Origin of the sequence: Alpinimonas psychrophila, from assembly GCF_014137865.1 — a bacterium.
GTDB classification, from domain to species: Bacteria; Actinomycetota; Actinomycetes; order Actinomycetales; family Microbacteriaceae; genus Alpinimonas; species Alpinimonas psychrophila.
The window spans coordinates 160,846-184,242 of sequence record NZ_JACGWU010000003.1 but is presented as its reverse complement, the minus strand read 5'-3'; the positions used below and the strand labels follow the sequence as shown (position 1 = coordinate 184,242).

Sequence of the window (23,397 nt, the reverse complement as noted above, 5' to 3'; positions counted from 1 at the left end):
ACCGACACTGTACCTTGTGCCTCGGCCAACGAGGTAATTTCCCTTTCCAATTTGTACGTGAGTATTCGGTTAGACCTTTTCGTCACTGAATCTTACGAGGGACCGTCAGGATTTTTGGACTTTGCTAGCTCAAACATTGCAACACTGGCGTCTTCGTGAGTTCTCTCAAATCCGGCTCTTTCAAAGAGCCGAAGGCTCGCGGGATTATCGACGCGGACGCGTGCAATGATTGTTGTCTCGGATCGACTCCCGTTTCGAAAATAATCAAGTGCAGCGCTGAGAACCTCAAGCGATAGCCCCTTTCCCCGCAAGGAGGGGTTCAAATTAATGCTCACCTCTGCCGTTTCATTTTCGACGTCAAAGCGACACATTCCTACTGAAGAAATGGACTCTGCAAAAGTAGCCTCAACAATAAAGATGTGGCGGGTTGACGAGCTCAACGCGGCACGAAACCATGAGCCGTGAGATTCCCAGGAAACTTCCCCCGTCTCTAAAGACGCTGAACGAGTCGAAGGATCATTCCGCCACATGAACAAAGTTTCACAGTCCGCCCAATTTGCCTCCCGGACCGTCATTCGATTCGCTAATTGCGCCTTTCCGTCCGCCATCGAGGCACCTCTCAAAGTGTGGTGAAATAGTTCCCGGGTGGGCGCCAAATCTTCACCGAGTCGACCAGTGATATCCTTTGCATTAGGGGAGCTGTGAAGGATAGCTTGTCCTACTCTCGAAGGATGCATCGCTAACTATGGCATTTCACGCTCTCATGTTACCCAATGATGCACCGGATGGTCCCGTGATGGTTCACTCAGATGTGTCCCGGACGCACGCGCTTGTTAAAGGTATTCGAGGCCGAGAGAACCTCCTCGAAGAACACGTCAATGTCGTCAACACGATTTCTGATAACCGTGACATTTGGTTCGCAGCGTTTAACTACGATTTTCTCTCCGGAAAGACGTACAGCGCTCGTTCTTCTATTGTTCAAGTGGGAGCGCTTAACGAACACTTCCGGACAAGACATTCTGAGTGGCGGACTCTCAGCCCGGCATTCAACTTCGCCGGTATCGGTATCAGGCCTGAGTTCCGCCTCGCAGGATCGGATTTCTCCGACCCCTTCGGGCCGCATTCTGATTTTGGCCAACTTGTCGAGGGAGATGGCACGGTTCTTTGGTACGGTGCTGATTACGGGTCTGCCACCATTCATCACCTAGCGGAGACCTTATCGGGCGGACCCGCATACCGTTATACGAAATCATTTCGCGGGCTAGCGGAGAATGACCCCTCCTTAGACGCTCAAGAAATGCACATTAGGTACCATGTGCGACCCCTCGGTGGAGTCATTTTGTACGACATGGCAAGACTCGAGCAGGACGCCGTGCAGGCGGGGATAATCAGACGCATTGAAGCAGGCCAAAATGTCTTTTGGGCGCCCGCCCGGGCTCTCGTGGAATCATGGACAGAGAATCTTCGCAAGGACCCCTTTTACATGTTGACCGAAAAGTCTCGGGTTTGGGCGGAGCAGCACCTTCAGAGGCTTGGCAGGCCATTCTTCCTTTCAGATTTTGAACCGACAATAGAACAGGAAAGCGCATGATTGATTCGGGGCTAACGATGCACGGATGGGTCGCTGATTTGATGCCAATTTGTCGGAGCCTTTCGGGAGACGGTGTTCGAGAAACACTGAAGTATTTCGGCGCCTTGCAGCCATCACTCGAAATAAAGGAGGTCCCGACGGGGACCACAGTAGCCGACTGGATCGTGCCCAAGGAGTGGCGTATTCGAGAGGCCTACGTCGAAACAATAGAGGGTTTGCGCGTCATCGATTTCGCCGAGTCGAACCTCCACGTAGTTGGCTACTCGACACCAGTGAACATGACTATGACGCTTGCAGAACTCGAATCTCACTTGCACACACTCCCAGACCAACCTTCGGCTATTCCATACGTGACGTCTTACTACGCTGAGAACTGGGGCTTCTGCCTGAGCCAAATTCAGAGAGACGACCTTGGAAGTGGGCCATTTCACGTTGTAATTGATTCCGAACTCTTCGATGGCAACCTCACATACGGGGAACTCGTGATTCCTGGTTTTTCATCCGAGGAAATTCTCATCAGCACCTATGTTTGCCATCCTTCAATGGCAAACAATGAATTATCTGGCCCTGCGGTTTCCATTGCGCTTTCTCGGTGGCTCGAATCGTTGGAATCTCGTCACTTCACGTATCGAATTCTCTTGATCCCAGAAACTATTGGGTCGATCATCTATATTTCGCAAAATCTCGAGAACTTGAAAAAAAACGTAAAGGCCGGCTGGGTTCTCACCTGCATTGGCGACAATCGCACATATTCCTTCGTACCATCTCGCTTAGGCAATACACTCTCCGATCGAATTTCAAAGAAGATACTCCAAGACCGCCAGCTCGACTACATTGAGTACTCCTTCTTGGACAGAGGTTCGGACGAGCGGCAGTGGTGCTGGCCCGGAGTCGACCTGCCCATTGCGTCCCTTATGCGTTCCAAATATGCCGAGTACCCCGAGTACCATACGTCGTTAGATGACCTCACCGTAGTCACTCCTGAGGGCTTAGAGGGTGGGCTCTCCATGATGATGGATGCCATCGAACTCGCCGAGGGAAATTGGCGCTGGGCGAGCACCACACTGGGGGAACCACAACTGGGTAAAAGGGGCCTGTACCCGACTATCAGCACAAAGAAGAGTGCAGGCATCGTGAAAGATTTGAAAAATGTCCTCACCTTTGCGGACGGAAATCATGATGTCATCGCAATTTCTGACTTGAGTGGAGTTTCATCAAAAGTCGTTCGTTCAGTTTTTGTCACGTTGGAAAACCACGCGCTCGTTGAACGCTTCGAACAATGAAAGTTCATAAAGTTTTATTGCCATTGCCTTATTGCACGTGACGCAAATCTCCTCGGAAGCTGGCCGGTGCAAGGTAAGGAGAGACACTAGCAACTTTGATTTTTCAAAACGCCCATTTCAGCCGTCGATAAATAGCCCGAGGCTCCTGTGATAGCTTTACCACTCGTGAAAGCACTTTTCTTTTCCCCTTTTTCAAACATCTGGGAGCATTCTTTCCCCGAAGCCTTGGTTGCCGCGGGTCTCCACGAACGAGGTATTGACATTGTCACCGTTCGGTGTGGCGGACTCTACGATAGCTTTTGTGTGGCCATGTCGGCCGCAGGGCTGACGGCGGCGGACACCTTTCACAAGCGCCGACAAGTGTGCAGCGCCTGCTTTCGACGAAGAGAACTTGTCGATAGCAAATTCAATTTCCGGAGTCTCATTACCGACGATTTCCTGCTTCCTGGCGACGTCGAAGAACTTGATATCCTTGTTCAATCTTCGACTCTAGAGAATTGGCCCACTCTCGTTCTGCGCAACGTGCCGATCGGTCGCTACGCGGCCTACGAGTTTCTGCTCAACTACAAAATTATGGGGACCAACATTCCCGAGGAGCTCTTCCCAATCTATCGCGAGCAATTGCGCAACAGTGCTGCGACCTTAATGGCGGCCGAACGCATTCTTGACCTCGAACGCCCCGACTACGTTGTCACCTATAACAGGCTTTATGGGGTCAACCATGCTTTTCTTGCCGTAGCAGAATTGAGAGGTATCCCGACGTACACCCTCCAAGGAGGCAGCCACATCACACTCCGTGGTGAAACGATGTCGATGTTCTTGGAAAGTCAGACTCAATTCCAGGTTTTCGGATCCCACAGCTGGCAGGAATATAGGGAAACCCCCGTTGGATCTTCGGAAATTTCCCTCGTGGCGTCACACTTCGAAGGCCTCCTGGAAGCAAGTAGTGCATTCGCTTATTCAAGTGCGTTTCAAGCGAGTAAACCGTCGCATCTCCGAGAACGGTTCGGCATACCTGCAGAAGCCAAGGTCGTCCTCATTCCCATGTCCAGCGAGGACGAGCTAAACGCCGCACAACTTGCAAACGTGCTACCTGATACTACCCACCGTCCAAATCTTTTTGAAAATCAATTTGAATGGATTGAATTTGTTTTTCAATATGCGAGAACTCGACCGGAAGTCAAGTTCGTACTCCGCCTCCACCCGAGAATGTTTCCCAATAAACGAGAGAGCGTTGTGGCCCCTGTTGTAGAACGTGTCATGGAGCTCATCGAAACCGCCCCTCCCAACGTCATCGTAAATCTACCCACAGATAACATCAGCCTCTACGATCTCATGCAGATTCTTGATGTCGTTCTTGGGTATCGTTCGTCTGTAGGTGCTGAGCTGGCCGCCTTTGGAATACCCGTCGTCGCCCCCGCGAATCGCGACTTCTTCACATACCCTCAAGAAATAAACCGAACAGCTTTCACGTCAGAAGAGTTCGTAATCAAGCTGGATGCTGCTCTTGAGGAAGGATGGTCGCTCGAGAATGTCCGCAAGGCTTTCCGCTGGTATGCCTTCTTGTTTACCAGGATTGCGAGCGATTTTTCTGGTGCTGTGAACGCAAAACCCATTGCTATTCGCCCCAAAATACCTGGATTCCGGCTGTGGCTTTGGCGAAAAATGGTGTTTGTAATCATTTCTTACGGACCACTCGTCAGGGAACGACTTGCCCTCAGGAACCGCGAAACGTCTCGACTAAGCAAGGACGTCTTCTTCGATGTCATGTCTCACAAGAGAAACAGCCTGGCAGAATCGACGGTCTGGCCGAAACTCACCGGCTCCGAACAAGAGGAGTCGACTCTGCTCCAGGAGCACCTCACTGGCCTCTGCGAAGGTATGTGGAAAGAAATCGTGGAGCCCAATTCTCTGGCCGGACGTATTCGCATCGCACTGGGGATTACGAGCTCGAACTAGGAGAGACCGCGCTGTGCAAGAACACGACGATTTCGATTCATCTTTCGCGCCGCCAGGGCTGCCGTAATTGCCACACCTCGCGCGACACCAAATGGATTCTCGGCAAAAACACGCTTTCCAACCCACTCGTCGGCCCGTGGGTCGAGGTCAGCTGTGCCACTAAGGCTTTGCCTGAGGTCGCCCTCATAAAGGCTAAGTTCACTCCACGGCGCCTTCATGAGTGTGTGGGTTCCTGCATCGTACCCAGCGTATGTCACAAGATTCTGGTTCGGAGAAAGCACAAAGGAGTCACGCGACCACAAACTGGCAATCCATCGATACGCCCATGTTGAAATTCGATTTGCTTCTGCGTCAGCAAAATTTTGCTTCCAGCGCAGGGCACCAGCTCGAGAACCCACAATCCTCGCGAGTTCAGCAACACTGGCGTTGAGCGCCCAGTCGAGTGAACCATCAAACTTATCCCAGGCGCGGTCCCACGTCGCCCATGCAATTGACTCGGGGTAACGCGTTAGGCGACTACCCTCCAAACCATTGCTGAGAAATCTTTGCGGCACAAGGTTGTATCCAGAGATATGTTCGATTCGACTGTTATCACGATGACGTTCAAGCATTTCTCGAGCGTAAGGAAACCAATTTGCGCCCGGAAGTGTGTCCTCCTCCATGATGATTGCCTGTCCGTGCAATGAAACAGCATGGCTGACGACATCTGTGACGGCGGTCCGGAGCCCAAGATTTGTTGGTTGAAAACGCGTTTCCACCCGGTCGGTCCAATTGATGAGCTCTACGAGAGAACGAACTTCTTGAACTTTGAGTTCGTCCTCTTGCCGACCTGGCTTAGGTCCGTCGACCGCAAAAATTATCGTGGGAGGCTTCAATGTGCTCAACCGAGTAATCAACCGACGAACCTTATCCGGTCGGTTGTAGGCGATGACGACCACGGGTGTCTCGGTCAATGAACGAACTCCATCTGTATAGACTTGAATCTCGGCTAGCTCTCAAAGACAACCTACTTCTTGAGCACCCGGCTAACCTAAGGATAATGGATTGAAAGTTGTCATTGTCGGGCTTGGCTACGTTGGGCTTCCCCTCGCTGTGGCAGCTTCAGAAGCCGGCCTCACTGTCACCGGGCTCGACCGCAACGCAACGATTGTCGAGAATCTCAACTCCGGCGTGAGCCACATCGATGATCTAGATTCACAAGATATTTCACGACTCCTTGGCTTGGGTTTTTCTGCGACCACAGACCCTTCCTGCATTTTCTCAACCGATGTCGTTGTTATCTGCGTTCCCACTCCTTTGGATGCTTCGGGTCAACCTGACCTAGGGGCTGTCATCGGGGCGTCACGGGACATCGCCGCGAACGCTCACAACGATCTCCTTGTTGTCCTTGAATCGACAACGTACCCGGGAACAACAGATGAGATTCTAAAGCCCCTGCTTGAGACGACCGGTCGGGTTATCGGGCAAAATATCTTCTTGGCATTCTCACCCGAACGCATTGATCCCGGCAACTCAATCTATGGAATTCGGAACACCCCCAAAATTGTCGGCGGGGTGACTGAGGTGTGCGGTGATAAGGCCGTTGAGTTCTACGAGAAATTTATCAACGAGGTGGTTCGCGCCAAGGGCACGCGCGAAGCCGAGACCGCAAAACTGCTGGAGAATACGTACCGACACATCAATATTGCGTTAGTGAACGAAATGGCTCAGTTCTGTCACGCAATGGGCATCGACATCTGGAATGTCGTCGAATTGGCCAAGACAAAGCCGTTTGGTTTTCAATCGTTCTCCCCTAGCGCTGGGGTCGGTGGCCATTGCATTCCAATTGACCCCAACTACTTGGCGTATAAGGTTCGGGCCGAGCTTGAAAGGCCCTTCCGATTTGTGGAACTTGCCGAAGAAATAAACCACGGCATGCCTCCTTATGTCGCCCGTCGCGCTCAAGACCTCCTCAACAACCAGGGAAAGGCCGTAAAGGGGTCGAAAGTTCTCCTCTTGGGTGTTACCTACAAGTCAAACATTTCCGACAAGCGTGAATCACCAGCTGTCCCTTTAGCGCAACGTCTGCTTGACATGGGAGCGACACTTTCGTATTTTGATCCGCACGTTCCGTCCTGGGTAGTCAACGGCCTCACCGTTCCCCGAGAGCCAAACCTGACAGCCGCACTGTCCGGCTCCGACATCGCCATCGTGGTTCAAGCTCACAAGGAATTCATCGACGCTGCTTCAGAAATCGGCGCCTGCGCCACGGCGGTCCTTGACACAACGGGCAAGTTCGTCGGCTCTAACATCGAACGCCTGTAGCGCTATGACGGAATCGGCAAATGAAAGGGTGTACTGCACCTATTTTGATAGTGGCTACCTCTCACGTGGACTAGTACTTATTGAATCGCTCCGGGAACATGGAGACAATTCACCCATTTATGTCCTCGCTCTTGACGAAACTACAAGCGAGTACCTAAAGGCACACGCACCTGAAAACGTATTTATCATCAGCATCACCGAAATCGAAGAGAGCGAGCCGCGTCTTGCACCTCTGCGGTCGCAACGCTCCCACATGGAGTACTACTTCACATGCACTCCCCTGCTCATCAAATTCGTCATGGAAAAGCTGGAAACGCCTGGTTCCATTGCGATCTACCTCGACGCAGACTTGTACTTTTTCTCTTCCCCCAACCTTGTCATTAATGACCTAGGCAGCGAGTCTGTCGGAATCATTGAACATCGTTATCCCGACAACGTCGCAGCCAACTTGGCAAAATATGGTCGATTTAATGTTGGCTGGGTTGGTTTTCGCGATGACGACGCGGGCAGAGCCGTGCTCGACTGGTATTCAGATCGCACATTGGAATGGTGCTCAGATAAGCCCGAAGCCGACAAGTACGCTGATCAAGGCTACCTCAATTCGTTCCCAAATTTTCCCGGTGTTAAAATACTCGAGTCTGCCGGGTTCAATCTCGCACCGTGGAACACGCGCCGGCATAGGACAACCCAACTCGGCGGGTCAGTGTTCGCAGATGGGCAGATGTTGATCTTTTTCCATTTTCATGGTCTCCGCAAAGTCGGACCGTGGTTTACATCTAGTCAGCTCACCTATGGCTCACCCATGAACTCCGTGCTTCGAAACGGGGTGTACCAGCCCTACGTCAACGCGTTAGCAAGAATGGATGGCCTACTCCAAAACGATGTCTCACTTCAAAAACGAGCGAAGAAACGCGGCAACGGCCTCATTGGTTTCGTCAGCAGACTATGGATCAGCTCGCTCATTTTGATAGCGGTTGCTTCCCGAAATGCTCTCCGCCCCAACGCCTAATCCGACGTTTCCTCGAACGACATCAACTTCACATATTCCGCAACCATGGGTACCGTGTTCCTCAAATGCATAAAGGACCCTGAGGAAGTTATGCGGCCATTTTCAACAACGTAGACCACATCGGAGTGCTGAACCGTCGAAAGCCTATGGGCAATGACGATTACCGTGACTTCGTTTCCAAGGTTCTTCAAACTCGAAGAAATGAACGCCTCTGATCCCGCGTCGAGGGCGCTCGTTGCCTCGTCCAATACGATGAGTCTCGGTTTTCCATACAATGCTCGCGCGAGTCCCAGCCGCTGAATTTGGCCACCACTTAGGGAATCGGCCTGGTTTCCGACCGATGTGTACATTCCCTCCGGAAGGCCGTTGACAAATTCTGATAAATTCGCCGCGTCAAGTGCGCGCAGGACAGCCTGCTCATCAATATTTTCGACCTTCGTCCCCAGTGCAACATTTTCCGCTATCGAACCTGAGACGATTCCTGGGCTCTGTGGAACGTAAGCGACAAGACCCTGTTCGATAAGTGAACCTGACCCAACAGAATGTCCGACGATCGAAACTCTCCCGGTTGTTGGCTCAATCAACCCGAGAATGACATCAACGATTGTGGTCTTACCTGCACCCGACGGGCCGATAACGGCTACATGTTGCCCACTGGTGATGTGCAAAGAAACACCATTTAGCGCCGGTGAACTCGCCTCTGCATAGCTAAATGTCACCCCATCCATTACAATCTCGAGCCCTCCAACAACTTGAGGACTGGCTGAGTTAGGTTGCGCTTGAGTCACCTCGGAGGTTTCGTGCGCTTCCGACGATTGTGAAGGTGTGCGGACTTCGGCTCTCGCCTCCATGAGCAAATCTTGCGCCATTCGCGACTGGTCAATTTGGTTTGTCACCATTGCGACCGCGTTCTGAAGCGGAAGCAAGGATGCCATAATGCGAACTCCCCCGGTCAGGAATACCCCGACAGTAACAAGCCCCGAGCCGAGTTGCCCCGACACGAATTGAAAGCCCACAAAGATGACAACGCCGAGCATCAATGCAGTTTCAACAACGTAGCGCGGCATCCCTGCGAGAAAGTTAAGCGTCCCCGTACTTGAGGCAAGCCGAGAACGAGCGACCCCAAATTTTTCTACGAAAAAATCCTGTTTGTTGAAAATTGTAACTTCGCGAAATGCACCGAGGACATCGTCAATGACGACCATGCTTTGCATGTTTCCCTTCGCCGAGTCATTTCCCGCCTTCTTTAGTGCGCGACCAACGACAAGTTGAATCGCTGCAATAATCAGGCCAAAGTAAAGAAAAACATAAATTGTGGCAATCGGATCGACGGCAAAAAATGTACCGGCAACCAAAATCAGCAAAATGCCTTCAGAAAAAAATGTCGAAAGGCTCGACAGCAATCCCGAGAATGCAAAAGACGTCGACCCCATGACCGACCAAACAATCTCCCCCTTGTTTAGCCGTTGAAGCTTTGCCAAGTTTCCGGTGAACAAATAACGCGCAATTTCGACAGCTTTCTCACTTTCTATGCGCGCCAAGAAAGTCGATATAGCTCGTCCCAAAGAAACGGCGACAACTGCTTTGACGGCGAAAACTGCCAAGACGCAGACAACCAAAATTACTAGAGTTCCTTGCGAAACGGCAGGAAGCGAGTAACCGAAAATCACTAAAGGGTGAGCAGAATCTAGATTGCTGGCAGCGAGCCCGGCGAGTAGTGCAATCAACGCAATTCCCAAGACGTCAAGCAAGCCTGACAATGCACGAATCCCCACAAGGACGAAGAACACAATCCGTTCTCGCTTCGACATGAAGCTCAAGGATCTGCCGATTGCCGCAAACATCTAGAGGACCCTTCGAATAATTGTCACGAGTGTTTGACGACCTTGTCGATCCAAGGTTTCCCCGTGACTGCAAGTTCCTCGACATCAGCATCGACCATGATTCGCGCGAGTTCAGGCGTCATAATCTTGGGGGTCCACCCGAGCTTGGTTCGGGCACGCGTCGCGTCACCGACAAGAGCGTCAACCTCCGTTGGCCGGAGATAGCGCTCGTCAAATTTGACATACTTTTCCCAATCCAGCCCCGCGTGCTCGAAGGAGAATCTCAGAAAATCCTTCACGGTATAGTCCGTGCCTGTCGCCACGACGTAATCATCCGGCTGATCGACTTGCAACATCAGCCACATTGCTTCAACGTATTCGGGCGCGTACCCCCAGTCACGCACCGCATCTAGATTCCCCATGAAAAGGGAATCCTGCACCCCCGCCTTTATCCGCGCGACAGCCCGCGTAATCTTGCGTGTGACAAAAGTTTCACCGCGTCGAGGAGACTCATGGTTGAACAAAATGCCGTTAACGGCAAACATCCCATAACCCTCGCGATAATTGCGGGTAATCCAGTATGAATACAATTTGGCGGCACCATAAGGGGAGCGAGGGTAAAAAGCAGTTTCTTCGTTCTGAGGCGGCGCTGTTGCGCCGAACATCTCGGAGCTAGATGCCTGATAAAATTTTGAGTTGAAGCCCGCCATCCTAATTGCCTCAAGAAGCCGAATTGAGCCGAGACCCGTTGTATTTCCAGTGAACTCAGGCTCATCAAAACTAACCCGAACGTGGGACTGAGCGGCAAGATTGTAGACCTCATGAGGCTTTACAGCATCGAGGAGCGTAACGAGTCGCGTGCCATCACTCAAGTCGCCGTAATGCAAAAATAGCTTCGTTCCAGCCAAGTGAGGGTCACTGTAAAGGTGGTCAATTCGCGAGGTATTAAAAGTAGACGCTCGGCGAATGACCCCGTGAACTTCATAACCTTTCGACAGCAGCAATTCGGCAAGATAACTGCCGTCTTGGCCGGTAATCCCGGTAATTAACGCTCGCTTTGTCGTGTTCTCAGGCATATCTGCTCTTCCTTGTCACGCCAAGTCCTAGAAAGAGCTGGCAAACATTTTGCCGGGGCTGAATGCGGCTTCTCAACGATACCGCAGAGAACTCTATGCTCTCCCGCTCACTCGCGTTGCAGCGAAAGCCGATGCCCAGCGAATCGGATATTGCCAGATAAATCTGAACGGTCGAACGGCGGCAGGAAGGTGTCGCGTTTTAACCGCTTCAGACTCCAAACTGGAGTCGAGGCGATTTGCCACAGTGAGGGAATTCGGATGCCACCGAAATGCCGATACGGGAAATCTGGTTGACACAAATTTTCCACGTTTTTGAAGCTTCAAGAAAGCATCGAGATCCATGGCGTATTTGAGTGACGTGTCGAACATTCCAATCACTTCAAGGTCATCGAGACGAATCATCGCCCCCGGGTGGGGAATCAAATCGGGGCCCCAGGGAAGGAGGAATTGCGCGAGTTTGCCCGCTCGGCTTCGGGCTAGAATCTTGCCCTTGGGATCAATGTAGTCACAGCCACCGTAAGAAACTATTGCTTTGGGTGATGCATCGAGAAGATCTTGGAGACGTTTCAAGCCTCCAGCTCTAAAGAGATCGTCGTCTCCCATCCACGCGTAAAATTCCTCATCCTGTCGTGCCATGATGCCGCAGTTGATAGCCGCGGAAATACCAGTTTTGGGATCATCAATCACCGTCCCACCGAATTCTCTGGCAAGTCCCCGCGCCTCTGTTGCCCCCACGGGGGCGACGAGAACGAGACGCAGGCTGACGTCAAGCTTCTGCGCCTCAATTGTCGCCAACGTCTCGCGAAGGGACTCAATTCGATCCCCAAGGGTCGGCAGAACGACCAATATTCTGGGATTGCGTGTGCTCACGTATACCGTCTTTCTATCACTGGTCTCGTCATAGACTCTATTGGACAGCCCCTTTCCCCGTCGGCACTTTCGTCGCTGCACAAGAGAACTGAGAATGATGACTGAGCCACATTCCCCCGCTTTCCCGCTAGAAAGAAACAGCCTTGTTTATGTGGCCGGCCACCGTGGTCTTGTGGGCGGGGCGATTTGGCGTGAACTTCATAGAAAAGGTTTTACAAACCTGATCGGTGCAACATCTGCGGAACTGGATTTGAGGAACCGCGACGCAGTTTTTACGTTCTTCGCCACACAACGACCGACCGTCGTAATCGATGCTGCCGCGAGAGTCGGTGGCATCCTTGCAAACAACTCTTACCCTGCCGAGTTCTTGAGCGACAACTTGCAAATTCAAGTCAACATGATGGATGCCGCAAATTCGGTTGACGTTGACCGTCTCCTCTTTCTCGGTTCTTCCTGTATTTATCCCAAGTTTGCAACCCAGCCAATTAGAGAAGAGTCACTTCTCACGGGGGCACTTGAATCCACAAACGACTCGTATGCGATTGCAAAAATCGCCGGAATTATGCACGTCCAAGCTTCGCGCCGTCAATATGGACGTCGTTGGATTAGTGCTATGCCCACTAATCTCTACGGCCCCGGTGATAATTTTCACCCCCAGAATTCTCACGTGCTCCCCGGCATCATTCGTCGTTTCCATGAAGCAAAACTCTCGGGAATCAACGATGTTTCTGTGTGGGGAACAGGAACCCCTCGTCGTGAATTCCTTTATGTCGACGACTTGGCACGCGCATGCTTTTTCTTACTAGAAAACTATGATTCCCCGGAAATCATAAATGTGGGGTTCGGAGACGATATTTCGATTCGCGACCTTAGCGAACTCGTCGCGGGAGTCGTCGGTTACTCAGGGACGATTTCGCAAGACAGGAGCAAGCCCGATGGAACTCCACGAAAACTCCTGGACGTTTCTCGATTGAAAGCATTGGGCTGGAGGCCCCACGTTTCCTTGGAAGACGGCCTCGAAATCACCTATCGATGGTTCCTGGAACATGAGCACAACCTCAGATCTAAATAATGAGCCCCCGATTGCTAAGATTCTGAACATGGTGGTAGATCTCAGGAAAACGCTCATCGTGATGCCTGCGTTCAACGAAGAAGCCGCCATCGGTGGCGTCCTAGCAGAAGTCTTCAAGACAAACCCGGGCATCAAGTGCCTCGTGGTCGATGACGGCTCGCGCGACAGAACGAGCCAAATATCACGGTCCGCCGGGGCCATCGTGGCGACCTTGCCATACAACTTGGGCGTGGGGGGGGCCATGCGCGTCGGCTTCAACTATGCCTTGGCAAATGACTTCGAAAACGTGGTGCAAGTTGATGCTGATGGACAACACAACCCAGATGATGTTTCGCGGCTGGTAGCTGAACTGCGAAATGCTGACCTTGTATTGGGTGCGCGATTTGCTGGATCGGGAGAGTACGAAGCCCGAGGACCCCGCAAATGGGCCATCGTTATCTTGGCCAAAATTTTGAGCCGCTCAGCACACTCGAAACTTACGGACACCACCTCCGGGTTCCGGGCTTCCGGACCACGAGCGGTTCGGCTTTTCGCGGAGAATTATCCCGCCGAGTACCTTGGAGACACCGTCGAGTCATTGGTTATTGCCGCTCGCGTCGGTTTCAGAATCACGCAGGTTCCTGTAGCAATGCGCACTCGCGCAGGGGGAACGCCGTCCCACGGCTCACTGAAAGCGTCCGTCTTTCTCGTACGAGTCGGCGTGGCCATACTTTTCGCATTCCTGCGACCTCCCGTGACGTCACGAAATGGACAATTTTCTTGAGCCCCGTTCAATACACCCTCGGCATCGTTGCGGCTCTGGCGACGTTTGGAATCGTCATCGAGATGCTTCGGCGCCGACACCTCAGAGAACGGCACGCAGGGTGGTGGCTCATCGCCGGAATATTTGCGATTGTCATCAGTGTCTTTCCCTCAACCCTTCAAATACTTTCTCGGGCGCTGGGCTTCGAAGTTCCTGTAAACCTCGTATTTTTTGTGAGCTTGTTCACACTATTCCTAGTCGCTCTCCAGCACAGCTCCGAACTCACGCAGCTTGAATCGCACAACCGTGCGATTGTCGAACGTCTGATCGTCGTTGAGCTCCGAGTCGAAAACCTTCAAGAAAAGTGTCTCGGAAATACCTCGGATGATTCTGCCTCGTTGCCCGTTGCGGATGAAGACTGATTCAATCAGAGCCCGTAAGAGTAGTAATCGCCCAAACTCCGCGCGAGAGCGACCTGAAACTTCTCCCGCAAGACGGCAACCTAAAAAAGGTCACCACACGCGCAACTTCAAAGCAAATATTGATTTTTGCGTTTACAATTTGAAGATATGAGTTCTTTACGCCGAGCGATTTGGCTAGCCACTGGAGGAATCTTTCTGGCATGCACATTGGTCATTTCAGGATTTGGAGGCATTAACCCCCTAGCAACGCAGTCCTCGGCCACAGCGGCAGATTTGAGTCAGTTCAACGCCGGTAACATCATTAGTGACGATGTGTTTTTTAACGGCAGTGCCATGTCGGCCGTGGTAGTTCAGGACTTTCTGAACAAGCAAGTTCCGTCGTGCACCATCAACAACGGGCAACCATCACACGCAGCGGGAGCACCGTTTGGATCAACAACGATTTCTGACGTCTGCCTCAAGGACTTTTATCAATCGACACCGAATATGTCTGCCCAACCAAGGCTTTGCAATGCTTATGCAGGAGGGCCTTCGGAAAGAGCATCCGACATCATTGCCAAAGTTGGTATAGCGTGCAACATCAGCCAGAAAGTTCTCCTGGTTTTACTTGAAAAAGAACAATCCCTAGTTTCAGATTCTTGGCCCACCGTTCGCCAATTAAATCAAGCAACGGGATTCGCCTGCTACGACAACGGTCAACCGTGCGTTCAAGACTATGCAGGATTCTTCTATCAGGTGTGGGCTGCGGCGAGTCAATTTCAGCGTTATGGCAATTCGCCTTACACGTGGTATCCCGTGGGTCAAGTCACCCCCGTTCTTTATCAAGCGAACATGCCTGAATGTGGAAGCAAACCCGTGCTCATCCAGAACCGCGCTACAGCCGCCCTTTATTACTACACTCCTTACACTCCTAACGCTGCCTCCCTCGCGGCTGGTTACGCCAGGGGAGATGCTTGCTCGGCGTATGGAAACCGCAATTTTTTCCAGAACTATGTTGACTGGTTCGGCTCAACTCAAAGTTCGACGCCGCCGCTTGTTGGCGGGTGGGATATTCTCGCGGGAACCCCCGGCGGCATCACCACATCTGGATGGCTACTAGATCCCGCGAGCCAGACCGCAATTACGTCCGTCATCTTCACCATCGACGGAATCCGCCAAGCGGTCCTGACTGCGGATACGGCGAACTCGGCGTCGTTGGCACAGTTCCCTTCCGCTGGCAGCAACCACGGTTTCACCACCACCTTCAGTGCTGGCGCCGGAACCCACCGCATCTGCGGCTACCCCCAAACCCAAACCGGCGCCCTCTACGACTGGGGTTGCACCTACGTCACCGTGCCCACTGCCCCCTTAGTCAGTGGTTCCTGGGCAACCCTGACCGGCATCCCTGGACAAATTGGTACGTCGGGATGGCTACTAGATCCCGCGAGCCAGACCGCAATTACGTCCGTCGTCTTCACCATCGACGGAATCCGCCAAGCGGTCCTGACTGCGGATACGGCGAACTCGGCGTCGTTGGCACAGTTCCCTTCCGCTGGCAGCAACCACGGTTTCACCACCACCTTCAGTGCTGGCGCCGGAACCCACCGCATCTGCGGCTACCCCCAAACCCAAACCGGCGCCCTCTACGACTGGGGTTGCACCTACGTCACCGTGCCCACTGCCCCCTTAGTCAGTGGTTCCTGGGAAACGCTGACCGGCATCCCTGGACAAATTGCTACATCAGGATGGCTCCTCACCCCCGCCAACCAATCCGCCGCCACCACCGTCATCTTCAGTGTCGACGGGGTACTGCAAAGCCCCGTCACCGCCAACAGTGCCAACACCGCATCACTAACCAACTACCCCTCCGCTGGTAGCAACCACGGCTTCACCACCAGCATCAGCGCCAGCGCCGGAACCCACCGCATCTGCGGCTACCCCCAAACATCAACGGGCACCGACTACGACTGGGGCTGCACCTACGTCACCGTACCCGTCACCCCGTTAATCGCCGGTGCGTGGGCAACCCTCACCGGAAGCCCCGGCCAAATCAACACTTCCGGCTGGTTGCTGTCCCCCGCCAACCAATCCGCGACCACCACCGTCATCTTCACCGTAGATGGAATACGCCAAAGCCCCGTCACCGCCAACAGTGCCAACACCGCATCACTAACCAACTACCCCTCCGCTGGTAGCAACCACGGCTTCACCACCAGCATCAGCGCCAGCGCCGGAACCCACCGCATCTGCGGCTACCCCCAAACATCAACGGGCACCGACTACGACTGGGGCTGCACCTACGTCACCGTGCCTCCAGCGCCACCAACGATTGCGGGTGCGTGGGCAACCCTCACCGGAAGCCCCGGCCAAATCAACACTTCCGGCTGGTTGCTGTCCCCCGCCAACCAATCCGCGACCACCACCGTCATCTTCACCGTAGATGGAATACGCCAAAGCCCCGTCACCGCCAACAGTGCCAACACCGCATCACTAACCAACTACCCCTCCGCTGGTAGCAACCACGGCTTCACCACCAGCATCAGCGCCAGCGCCGGAACCCACCGCATCTGCGGCTACCCCCAAACATCAACGGGCACCGACTACGACTGGGGCTGCACCTACGTCACCGTACCCGTCACCCCGTTAATCGCCGGTGCGTGGGCAACCCTCACCGGAAGCCCCGGCCAAATCAACACTTCCGGCTGGTTGCTGTCCCCCGCCAACCAATCCGCGACCACCACCGTCATCTTCACCGTAGATGGAATACGCCAAAGCCCCGTCACCGCCAACAGTGCCAACACCGCATCACTAACCAACTACCCCTCCGCTGGTAGCAACCACGGCTTCACCACCAGCATCAGCGCCAGCGCCGGAACCCACCGCATCTGCGGCTACCCCCAAACATCAACGGGCACCGACTACGACTGGGGCTGCACCTACGTCACCGTACCCGTCACCCCGTTAATCGCCGGTGCGTGGGCAACCCTCACCGGAAGCCCCGGCCAAATCAACACTTCCGGCTGGTTGCTGTCCCCCGCCAACCAATCCGCGACCACCACCGTCATCTTCACCGTAGATGGAATACGCCAAAGCCCCGTCACCGCCAACAGTGCCAACACCGCATCACTAACCAACTACCCCTCCGCTGGTAGCAACCACGGCTTCACCACCAGCATCAGCGCCAGCGCCGGAACCCACCGCATCTGCGGCTACCCCCAAACATCAACGGGCACCGACTACGACTGGGGCTGCACCTACGTCACCGTGCCATAGCCTCCTCTGGCGCAATCCAATTTAAGCCAGTCAAGCTTTAACCTAAGGATCCTCGGGTAGCGTCAAGGACAATTAGCCAATATCACGGCTTCGTCGAGGTAGGTGACCAGGGCTTGATTTCCATGGCCTGAACGGGCCATTACGGAGTCTTCCGTGGCTGTCGCCATGCCGTAGAAGCTCTCAATACCCTGACAATCTCGGGCATCAGTTGCCCGATCGATATCAGACTTTATGCCGGCGTCATAATCAGCCCACACAACATCTGTTCGAGCCTGAGGTTGCCCAGGACGTGGTTTTGACGTTTCTACTGATGTGGGTGCAGCCGACGGCGCTGGCGACTGAGTGAGAATTCTCTGCTTTGCAGGAGAAATCGTTTCACTGGCTTGGCTCCCTGAACTACTCTGTCCAGCCGTCGGTTCTGGCACTGTTGCACAGCTGGATAACAGTACGAGCCCCGCCAGGCAGGCAACAATGCGCGAACTTCGTTTCATATGGTCGAAGATAACACGGGATTGAGACTTGCGGCCGTATGCCCACCGAAGTCTCGTCAACGTTTGAGTAGGTATAACCGCAACGCGAGATTCGAACATTCGAACATTCGAAACCGAGACGATATTATTACGTACGTCATTCAATCCCGCATAAGTTCCGTCTTGGGCGTCGCTTCAACACCATCTGGAAGGCCGAGACGTGAGAATATTTTTCCAAGGTTTGCGATCGCGATTTAAGCCGATTTCTATTGCGCCCATACTTTTACTTTTAGTTCTCGCCAGCTGGTCGCTGGCTTCACCGGTCGGTTCCGCGCCGGACGACGATTTTCACCTCGACAGCATTTGGTGCGGGGGTAGCTTCCAAACGGGAGTCTGCGAAGCAGGACCGACGACGACCGAACGCATTGTCCCGCGCTTCCTCCCTCATGCACCCTGTTACTCCTTCATTCCATCAAAATCAGCAGCATGCCAAGGCGGCCCGGCCACGATCGAAAGCGGTGTCATGGCTACGACGGACAGGGGAAATTTTCAAAACAACTATCCTCCTGTTTTCTACTCGTTTATGAGGTTATTTGTCGGCTCATCGATTGAGGGATCAGTGCTGGTGATGAGACTCGTGAATTCATTGATTTTCGTTGCCTTTACGACGACCTTATGGTTTTTAAGCCCTCCACGAATTCGACGAATGTCGGCGATTATGTGGCCAGTCACCCTTCTGCCCCTTGGCCTCTTTCTCGTGACCTCCAATAACCCCAGCTCTTGGGCCATCATGGGCGTGGCATTTGCCTTTACATCATTACTCTCGTTTTTCGCAGTGACAAAAAGAGGCCCTCTCGTTGCTCTCGGTGGGCTGTTCCTCATTTCCACGGTGATGGCGGCCGGCGCACGCGGTGACGCGGCAATCTACGCGGTCATAGCCTCGCTCGCGGCAATGACACTTTCATTCACAAAGTCACGTGCTTTCGCTTGGAAGGCGCTCCTCCCGCTCGCCGGGTTGGGAATCTCCTTGATTTTCTACTTCATGTCACAGCAGGCCGGAGTTGCCTCGACGGGGCTCGGTGGCGCGACCGCCGGTTCGAAATCCTTGGCCGAGAATCTCGGTGTACTCGTGAGCAACGTGATGCAGTTGCCGGCACTTTGGATTGGCGTCTTTGGGGAAAGCGGGCTTGGCTCCGTACCTGTCACGCTGGGCAATTTGGGTTGGCTCGATACTCAAATGCCCATGCTCGTCTGGGTTCCCGCGCTATTTGTCGCGATGACAGCTTTCTTCACTGGGTTGAGGCATCTTGATATGAGGAAAACGTTGGCTTTGTGCGGGGTCGCTGCCGCGCTCATCGCGCTTCCTCTCTACGTCCTCCAGGTTTCCCTGTCCCGTGTTGGTTCAGACCTTCAACCGCGATACCTTCTGCCCCTTATCGTCGTCATCATGGCCGTGGCTCTGTATGTTAAGTCGGGACATGACTTTTTTGTGTCCCGCGGCCAGATTGTTGTCTGGGTAGGCATGCTCGGTGTAGCTCAGTCATTAGCACTGCACGTTAATATGAGACGCTACATTACCGGCACCGACGTACTGTCGATGAATCTCAATCAGAACATCGAGTGGTGGTGGAGCACGTCCGTTGGACCCCAAACTGTGTGGATTATTGGGAGTATCTCGTGGTTCTTACTCCTCCTTTTGATCTTTAACAATCTTCACCTCTCCGGAGAGAAGCATGTCAAGACGCATGCTGCCTTCACCGCGACAAAATGATGGTCGGCACCCCGTGACGACCGCTTCCGCTCCGATTTCAGGAATGACGGCCGCTTCTCTCGAGGGGATATCGGTGGCCTTAGCCACTTACAACGGCAAAAGATTTATTGGGGAACAGCTCGAGAGCATTCTGAGCCAGTCAATTCTTCCGAGAGAAATCGTCGTATCTGACGACGCCTCGACTGACGGCACCCTCGACGTTATCGAAAAGACATTGGGCGATTTTGAAAAGAAAGCCGGGAATATGTCCAATATTTCCGTCCACATCATCGCAGGGAAAGATAACATCGGTGTCGTCCAAAATTTCAATCGGGCATTGGCTCATTGTTCGATGCCGTTGATTGCCCTCTGCGATCAAGACGACATCTGGCTACCGAACAAGCTTGACGTCATGAGTCGGCACATGGCGCAGAACCCGCATCTCCGTCTTCTTCACTCAAATGCTTTGCTGGTGGATGAGATTGGCACCCCTGAATCGGCGACTCTCTTCGACGTGTTACGCATTAGACAGTCCGAGCTCCGAGACGAACGTGCGGGAATGGCCTATCGGGCACTCCTCCGAAGAAACACCATCACAGGCGCCGGCACAATGATTCGAAAAGACCTATTGGCTCTGGCTGCACCGTTTCCAACGACATGGCTGCACGATGAGTGGCTCGGCATCGTCGCTGCCCTTCGTTCGGAACTCAATGTGATCCAAGATCCACTGTTCTCCTACCGCCAACATTCTGCGAACCAGGTCGGTGCGCGAAGACGTTCGCTCAAGGATGCACTTCAGCTCATCGAGGGAAGTCAACCGACGCGAAGTCAAAAAAACTTTGCCCGGGCTCGAGATCTTCATCAACGCTCCTCCGAGTGGGCCCTGCCCGATAGCAAAAGTGAGCTCGTCGAAATGAAATACCTTTTCGAGCTCGCTCGGGCGAACTATTCGCCCAGCAGGCTCAGGCGGGTCATCCCGATCACTCGGCAGTTGATCAGAGGGCGCTACTTCGCCTTTTCGCGAGGCTGGCGCGCCGTCATGCTCGATCTTTTTGAGCGTCGGTAAGGGGCTGAAGACGGCCGGGCAGGAGGAGCAACAAGAGTCACCCTCCTGAATCCCTGGGAAACTTTACCCACAACCCAAAATGTAGAAAAAACGACCTATGTTGGAGGAAAGAATGGCAGCCGAGATGAATAAGGAAGTCGAAAGATCCGAGGGCTCCACTAACGTTGAGCTTCAGTTGCGCCAACTCGCGCTGGTGGATCGCATAATTGGGCTTGAATCCGAGATCGCAGCACTAAAGAGCAATGCCAATACTGAGGAGCTTCTCGCGTCACTGCGATCCACCACGACGTGGCGGATCGGTTCGCTTGTCTTGGCCCCAATTCTCTGGACTCGGAGAATTCCTCATTCGATCCGCGGGCGAGCCCGTGGAAAGTAATCCTCTTGTCTCCATCATCATTCCGAGTCGTGGGCTGTTGCGCGAGAGGGACGAAACCAAGGCCAGCGATCTACTTCATGCCGTGCAGTCTGTCATCGAACGTTCCACATTCTTAGACTATGAATTTGTCATCGTGCTTGACCTCGGTGCCTCACTGGAGGTGATCCAGGGATTGGAGCAGTTGGCAGAGCGGACTCGCTTACGCATCGTTTGGTTCGACAAACCCTTCAATTTCTCAGAAAAAATCAATCTAGGCGCATGTCACGCTCGCGGTGACTATTTTCTAATTCTGAATGATGACATTGAAATTATTTCCGCGACGTGGCTAACAGACATGGTGGGCTCTCTCCAGCAGCCTCAGATCGCGCTTGTGGGCGCTCTGCTTTATTTTCAAGATGGGAGCGTGCAACACGCGGGGCACTCTTATGAAAATGGTGCGCCAGACCACGTTTTGTCCCTTGACGACATTCGCTTGCCCGCGACCGCCGCCAACGGAGAGCGTGACGTCAGTGGCGTCACTGCCGCTTGCTCGCTGGTTCGTCGTTCTGTTTACTTTGACGTTGGTGGCTTCACGGCTTTCCTCCCTGGCAACTTCAATGACGTCGATTTTTGCCTCAAGGTTCGAAAACTCGGCCATCGAATCGTCATCCAGCCATCCGCCGAACTTTTTCACTTTGAATCGGTCAGCCGCAAGACGTTTGTACATGATTTCGAGTTGTCCTTCCTCCAGAAACGATGGGGACCCGAACTTCGCGGACCAGACCGCTTCCTTACGTCGGCCCGTCAAAGGTAAATATTCGCCGACAACGGATTGGTAGTCTAGAACTGTGAAAATTCGTGAAATGGGAATCTCTGGTGCCTTCGAAGTGATTCCGCGACAGTTCAAGGATGATCGTGGCATGTTCTGCGAAACGTATCGATATGACCTCCTTGAGGAGAACGTCGGCCATTCCCTTGACCTACGTCAGGCAAACCTATCTGTCTCGCGTAAAGGCGTTCTAAGGGGTGTCCACTTCGCTGATATCCCGCGCGGTCAAGCAAAATACGTGACAGTTCCCCACGGATCCATCATCGATTACGTTGTGGACCTTCGTGTGGGCTCAGAAACGTTTGGAAAGTGGGAGTCGCTCCTTCTCGACGGCAGTGAAGGCAAGGCCGTTTATCTGCCCGAAGGCCTCGGCCATGCATTCCTAAGCTTGGAAGAGGGGACCGTCGTGACCTATCTCGTGAGCGATGTTTTTCACCCCGAACGTGAGCACGCGATCAATCCGCTTGACTCGGACCTAGCGTTGATTTTTCCTCTTCCGCAGAGTCAACTGAGGATTTCTCCAAAAGACACAGCGGCACCCTCGCTTCAGGAGGCGCTTTCCTCGGGGTTGCTGCCGCAATTCGAAGTAGCTCAGAACTACTATTCAACGTTGAAGGGGCAAAAGTAACATGCGCGGAATTATCTTGGCCGGTGGCTCCGGAACGCGGCTTTGGCCCATCACCAAAGGCATCTCAAAGCAACTCATGCCGATTTATGACAAACCAATGGTTTACTATCCTTTGTCAACGCTGATGTTGGCGGGGATTCGTGAAGTCCTGATCGTCACTACCCCGGAATACAACCAACAGTTTCGTTCGCTTTTTGGCGATGGTTCCCAACTGGGGATGCAGATTGAGTACGCCTCACAGCCCTCCCCCGATGGGTTGGCTCAAGCATTCATTATTGGTGAGGACTTCATCGGAGATCAGAGCGTAGGGCTCGTTCTCGGCGACAATATATTTCACGGGGCCGGCTTGGGAACGTCATTGCAGGCACATTCTGACGTTGTCGGCGGGCTCATCTTTGCATATCAAGTCAGCAATCCTGAGGCCTACGGGGTTGTGGAATTCGACTCCCAGATGCGCGCTGTCTCAATCGAAGAGAAACCGCGTCAGCCCAAGAGCAGTTATGCCGTTCCGGGCCTTTATTTCTATGACAATACCGTCATCGAAGTGGCACACAACGTGAAGCCAAGCGCCCGCGGAGAGCTTGAGATCAGTTCCGTCAACGAACATTACTTGATGCAGGGCACCCTTCGAGTCGATGTTTTGGACCGAGGTACTGCGTGGCTCGACACGGGAACATTTGAATCAATGATGCAGGCGTCCGAATATGTTCGTGTCATTGAGGACCGACAAGGATTCAAGATCGGGTGCATCGAAGAAATCGCCTGGCGGGCAGGGTGGATAAACGATGGTGAGCTAGAAACTATCGCTGCCCCTCTTGCTAAGAGCGGCTATGGCACGTATCTTCAGCGGTTACTGGCGCTCGGTAAATGAAACGCTCACAGATTTCCACGGTGAC

General features: G+C 53.3%; 20 protein-coding genes. 15 read left to right on the top strand and 5 right to left on the bottom strand.

The window, feature by feature from the left end; genetic code table 11:
• Positions 1 to 92: 92 nt before the first annotated feature.
• A complete protein-coding gene (locus tag FB555_RS11150; protein ID WP_425485603.1) occupies positions 93 to 575 on the bottom strand; it encodes a GNAT family N-acetyltransferase in 483 nt (160 codons plus the stop codon).
• A 170-nt stretch (positions 576 to 745) separates the two neighbouring features.
• On the opposite strand from FB555_RS11150, the gene FB555_RS06670 reads away from it, so the two are divergent.
• From FB555_RS06670 to FB555_RS06660, 3 genes are all read left to right on the top strand, one after another.
• A complete protein-coding gene (locus FB555_RS06670) occupies positions 746 to 1,591 on the top strand; it encodes an AAC(3) family N-acetyltransferase (RefSeq protein ID WP_182484700.1) in 846 nt (281 codons plus the stop codon).
• Positions 1,588 to 2,874: a DUF4910 domain-containing protein gene (locus FB555_RS06665; RefSeq protein WP_220475879.1), complete on the top strand. Its 1,287-nt coding sequence runs from the start codon at positions 1,588 to 1,590 to the stop codon at positions 2,872 to 2,874. Before FB555_RS06670 ends, FB555_RS06665 begins: the two co-directional genes overlap by 4 nt.
• 165 nt (positions 2,875 to 3,039) lie before the next feature.
• Positions 3,040 to 4,833, top strand: a complete 1,794-nt coding sequence (locus FB555_RS06660) for a hypothetical protein (protein ID WP_182484699.1) — start codon at positions 3,040 to 3,042, stop codon at positions 4,831 to 4,833.
• Here the strand turns inward: FB555_RS06660 and FB555_RS06655 are convergent.
• On the bottom strand, positions 4,830 to 5,786 hold the full coding sequence (locus tag FB555_RS06655; RefSeq protein WP_182484698.1) for a glycosyltransferase family protein: 957 nt from the start codon (positions 5,784 to 5,786) through the stop codon (positions 4,830 to 4,832). The genes FB555_RS06660 and FB555_RS06655 overlap by 4 nt on opposite strands.
• Positions 5,787 to 5,877: 91 nt before the next feature.
• On the opposite strand from FB555_RS06655, the gene FB555_RS06650 reads away from it, so the two are divergent.
• Both FB555_RS06650 and FB555_RS06645 read left to right on the top strand, forming a co-directional pair.
• A complete protein-coding gene (locus tag FB555_RS06650) occupies positions 5,878 to 7,137 on the top strand; it encodes a nucleotide sugar dehydrogenase (protein WP_182484697.1) in 1,260 nt (419 codons plus the stop codon).
• 298 nt (positions 7,138 to 7,435) lie between these two features.
• Positions 7,436 to 8,146, top strand: coding sequence for a hypothetical protein (locus FB555_RS06645; protein WP_182484696.1), 711 nt, complete (start codon positions 7,436 to 7,438; stop codon positions 8,144 to 8,146).
• Here FB555_RS06645 and FB555_RS06640 read toward each other — a convergent pair.
• The 3 genes from FB555_RS06640 to FB555_RS06630 all read right to left on the bottom strand — a co-directional run bounded on the left by FB555_RS06640 (position 8,143) and on the right by FB555_RS06630 (position 11,915).
• Entirely contained in the window at positions 8,143 to 9,990 is a 1,848-nt protein-coding gene (locus FB555_RS06640; protein WP_182484695.1) for an ABC transporter ATP-binding protein, read from the bottom strand. The two genes, FB555_RS06645 and FB555_RS06640, sit on opposite strands and share 4 nt — an antisense overlap.
• Positions 9,991 to 10,013: 23 nt before the next feature.
• Positions 10,014 to 11,045, bottom strand: coding sequence for a GDP-mannose 4,6-dehydratase (gmd, locus tag FB555_RS06635; RefSeq protein ID WP_182484694.1), 1,032 nt, complete (start codon positions 11,043 to 11,045; stop codon positions 10,014 to 10,016).
• A 93-nt stretch (positions 11,046 to 11,138) separates the two neighbouring features.
• A complete protein-coding gene (locus FB555_RS06630) occupies positions 11,139 to 11,915 on the bottom strand; it encodes a glycosyltransferase (protein ID WP_182484693.1) in 777 nt (258 codons plus the stop codon).
• A gap of 94 nt (positions 11,916 to 12,009) precedes the next feature.
• Here FB555_RS06630 and FB555_RS06625 point away from each other — a divergent pair, with 94 nt between their 5' ends.
• From FB555_RS06625 to rfbA, 10 genes are all read left to right on the top strand, one after another.
• Positions 12,010 to 12,987 (top strand): GDP-L-fucose synthase family protein, encoded by a 978-nt coding sequence (locus FB555_RS06625; protein WP_425485601.1) that lies wholly within the window; start codon positions 12,010 to 12,012, stop codon positions 12,985 to 12,987.
• A 28-nt stretch (positions 12,988 to 13,015) separates the two neighbouring features.
• The gene (locus FB555_RS06620) at positions 13,016 to 13,750 is read left to right on the top strand and encodes a glycosyltransferase family 2 protein (protein WP_182484692.1); all 735 of its coding nucleotides are present in this window, start codon (positions 13,016 to 13,018) and stop codon (positions 13,748 to 13,750) included.
• Complete coding sequence (locus FB555_RS06615; protein ID WP_182484691.1) at positions 13,747 to 14,151, top strand: DUF2304 domain-containing protein; 405 nt, start codon at positions 13,747 to 13,749, stop codon at positions 14,149 to 14,151. The genes FB555_RS06620 and FB555_RS06615 overlap by 4 nt, the downstream gene beginning before the upstream one ends.
• Before the next feature lie 147 nt (positions 14,152 to 14,298).
• Positions 14,299 to 17,403 carry a hypothetical protein gene (locus tag FB555_RS06610; RefSeq protein ID WP_182484690.1) on the top strand — a complete coding sequence of 1,035 codons (3,105 nt, stop codon included), beginning with the start codon at positions 14,299 to 14,301 and terminating at the stop codon, positions 17,401 to 17,403.
• A 690-nt stretch (positions 17,404 to 18,093) separates the two neighbouring features.
• On the top strand, positions 18,094 to 19,644 hold the full coding sequence (locus tag FB555_RS06605) for a DUF2142 domain-containing protein (RefSeq protein ID WP_220475878.1): 1,551 nt from the start codon (positions 18,094 to 18,096) through the stop codon (positions 19,642 to 19,644).
• Positions 19,619 to 20,689, top strand: a complete 1,071-nt coding sequence (locus tag FB555_RS06600) for a glycosyltransferase family 2 protein (RefSeq protein ID WP_220475877.1) — start codon at positions 19,619 to 19,621, stop codon at positions 20,687 to 20,689. Before FB555_RS06605 ends, FB555_RS06600 begins: the two co-directional genes overlap by 26 nt.
• 124 nt (positions 20,690 to 20,813) lie before the next feature.
• Entirely contained in the window at positions 20,814 to 21,065 is a 252-nt protein-coding gene (locus tag FB555_RS06595) for a hypothetical protein (protein WP_182484687.1), read from the top strand.
• The gene (locus tag FB555_RS06590) at positions 21,055 to 21,858 is read left to right on the top strand and encodes a glycosyltransferase (protein WP_182484686.1); all 804 of its coding nucleotides are present in this window, start codon (positions 21,055 to 21,057) and stop codon (positions 21,856 to 21,858) included. Before FB555_RS06595 ends, FB555_RS06590 begins: the two co-directional genes overlap by 11 nt.
• Positions 21,859 to 21,892: 34 nt before the next feature.
• Entirely contained in the window at positions 21,893 to 22,501 is a 609-nt protein-coding gene (locus FB555_RS06585; protein ID WP_182484685.1) for a dTDP-4-dehydrorhamnose 3,5-epimerase family protein, read from the top strand.
• 1 nt (position 22,502) lies between these two features.
• Positions 22,503 to 23,372, top strand: a complete 870-nt coding sequence (gene rfbA, locus FB555_RS06580) for a glucose-1-phosphate thymidylyltransferase RfbA (RefSeq protein ID WP_182484684.1) — start codon at positions 22,503 to 22,505, stop codon at positions 23,370 to 23,372.
• Positions 23,373 to 23,397: the final 25 nt, after the last annotated feature.

Excerpts from the sequence above, each read along its gene's own strand:
- FB555_RS11150 (WP_425485603.1), bottom strand. The coding sequence starts at position 575 with ATGACGGTCCGGGAGGCAAATTGGGCGGACTGTGAAACTTTGTTCATG.
- FB555_RS06645 (WP_182484696.1), top strand. The coding sequence starts at position 7,436 with ATGGAAAAGCTGGAAACGCCTGGTTCCATTGCGATCTACCTCGACGCA.
- rfbA (WP_182484684.1), top strand. The coding sequence starts at position 22,503 with ATGCGCGGAATTATCTTGGCCGGTGGCTCCGGAACGCGGCTTTGGCCC.
- FB555_RS06600 (WP_220475877.1), top strand. The coding sequence starts at position 19,619 with ATGCTGCCTTCACCGCGACAAAATGATGGTCGGCACCCCGTGACGACC.
- FB555_RS06620 (WP_182484692.1), top strand. The coding sequence starts at position 13,016 with ATGGTGGTAGATCTCAGGAAAACGCTCATCGTGATGCCTGCGTTCAAC.
- FB555_RS06625 (WP_425485601.1), top strand. The coding sequence starts at position 12,010 with ATGATGACTGAGCCACATTCCCCCGCTTTCCCGCTAGAAAGAAACAGC.
- FB555_RS06670 (WP_182484700.1), top strand. The coding sequence starts at position 746 with ATGGCATTTCACGCTCTCATGTTACCCAATGATGCACCGGATGGTCCC.
- gmd (WP_182484694.1), bottom strand. The coding sequence starts at position 11,045 with ATGCCTGAGAACACGACAAAGCGAGCGTTAATTACCGGGATTACCGGC.
- FB555_RS06595 (WP_182484687.1), top strand. The coding sequence starts at position 20,814 with ATGAATAAGGAAGTCGAAAGATCCGAGGGCTCCACTAACGTTGAGCTT.
- FB555_RS06665 (WP_220475879.1), top strand. The coding sequence starts at position 1,588 with ATGATTGATTCGGGGCTAACGATGCACGGATGGGTCGCTGATTTGATG.
- FB555_RS06610 (WP_182484690.1), top strand. The coding sequence starts at position 14,299 with ATGAGTTCTTTACGCCGAGCGATTTGGCTAGCCACTGGAGGAATCTTT.
- FB555_RS06640 (WP_182484695.1), bottom strand. The coding sequence starts at position 9,990 with ATGTTTGCGGCAATCGGCAGATCCTTGAGCTTCATGTCGAAGCGAGAA.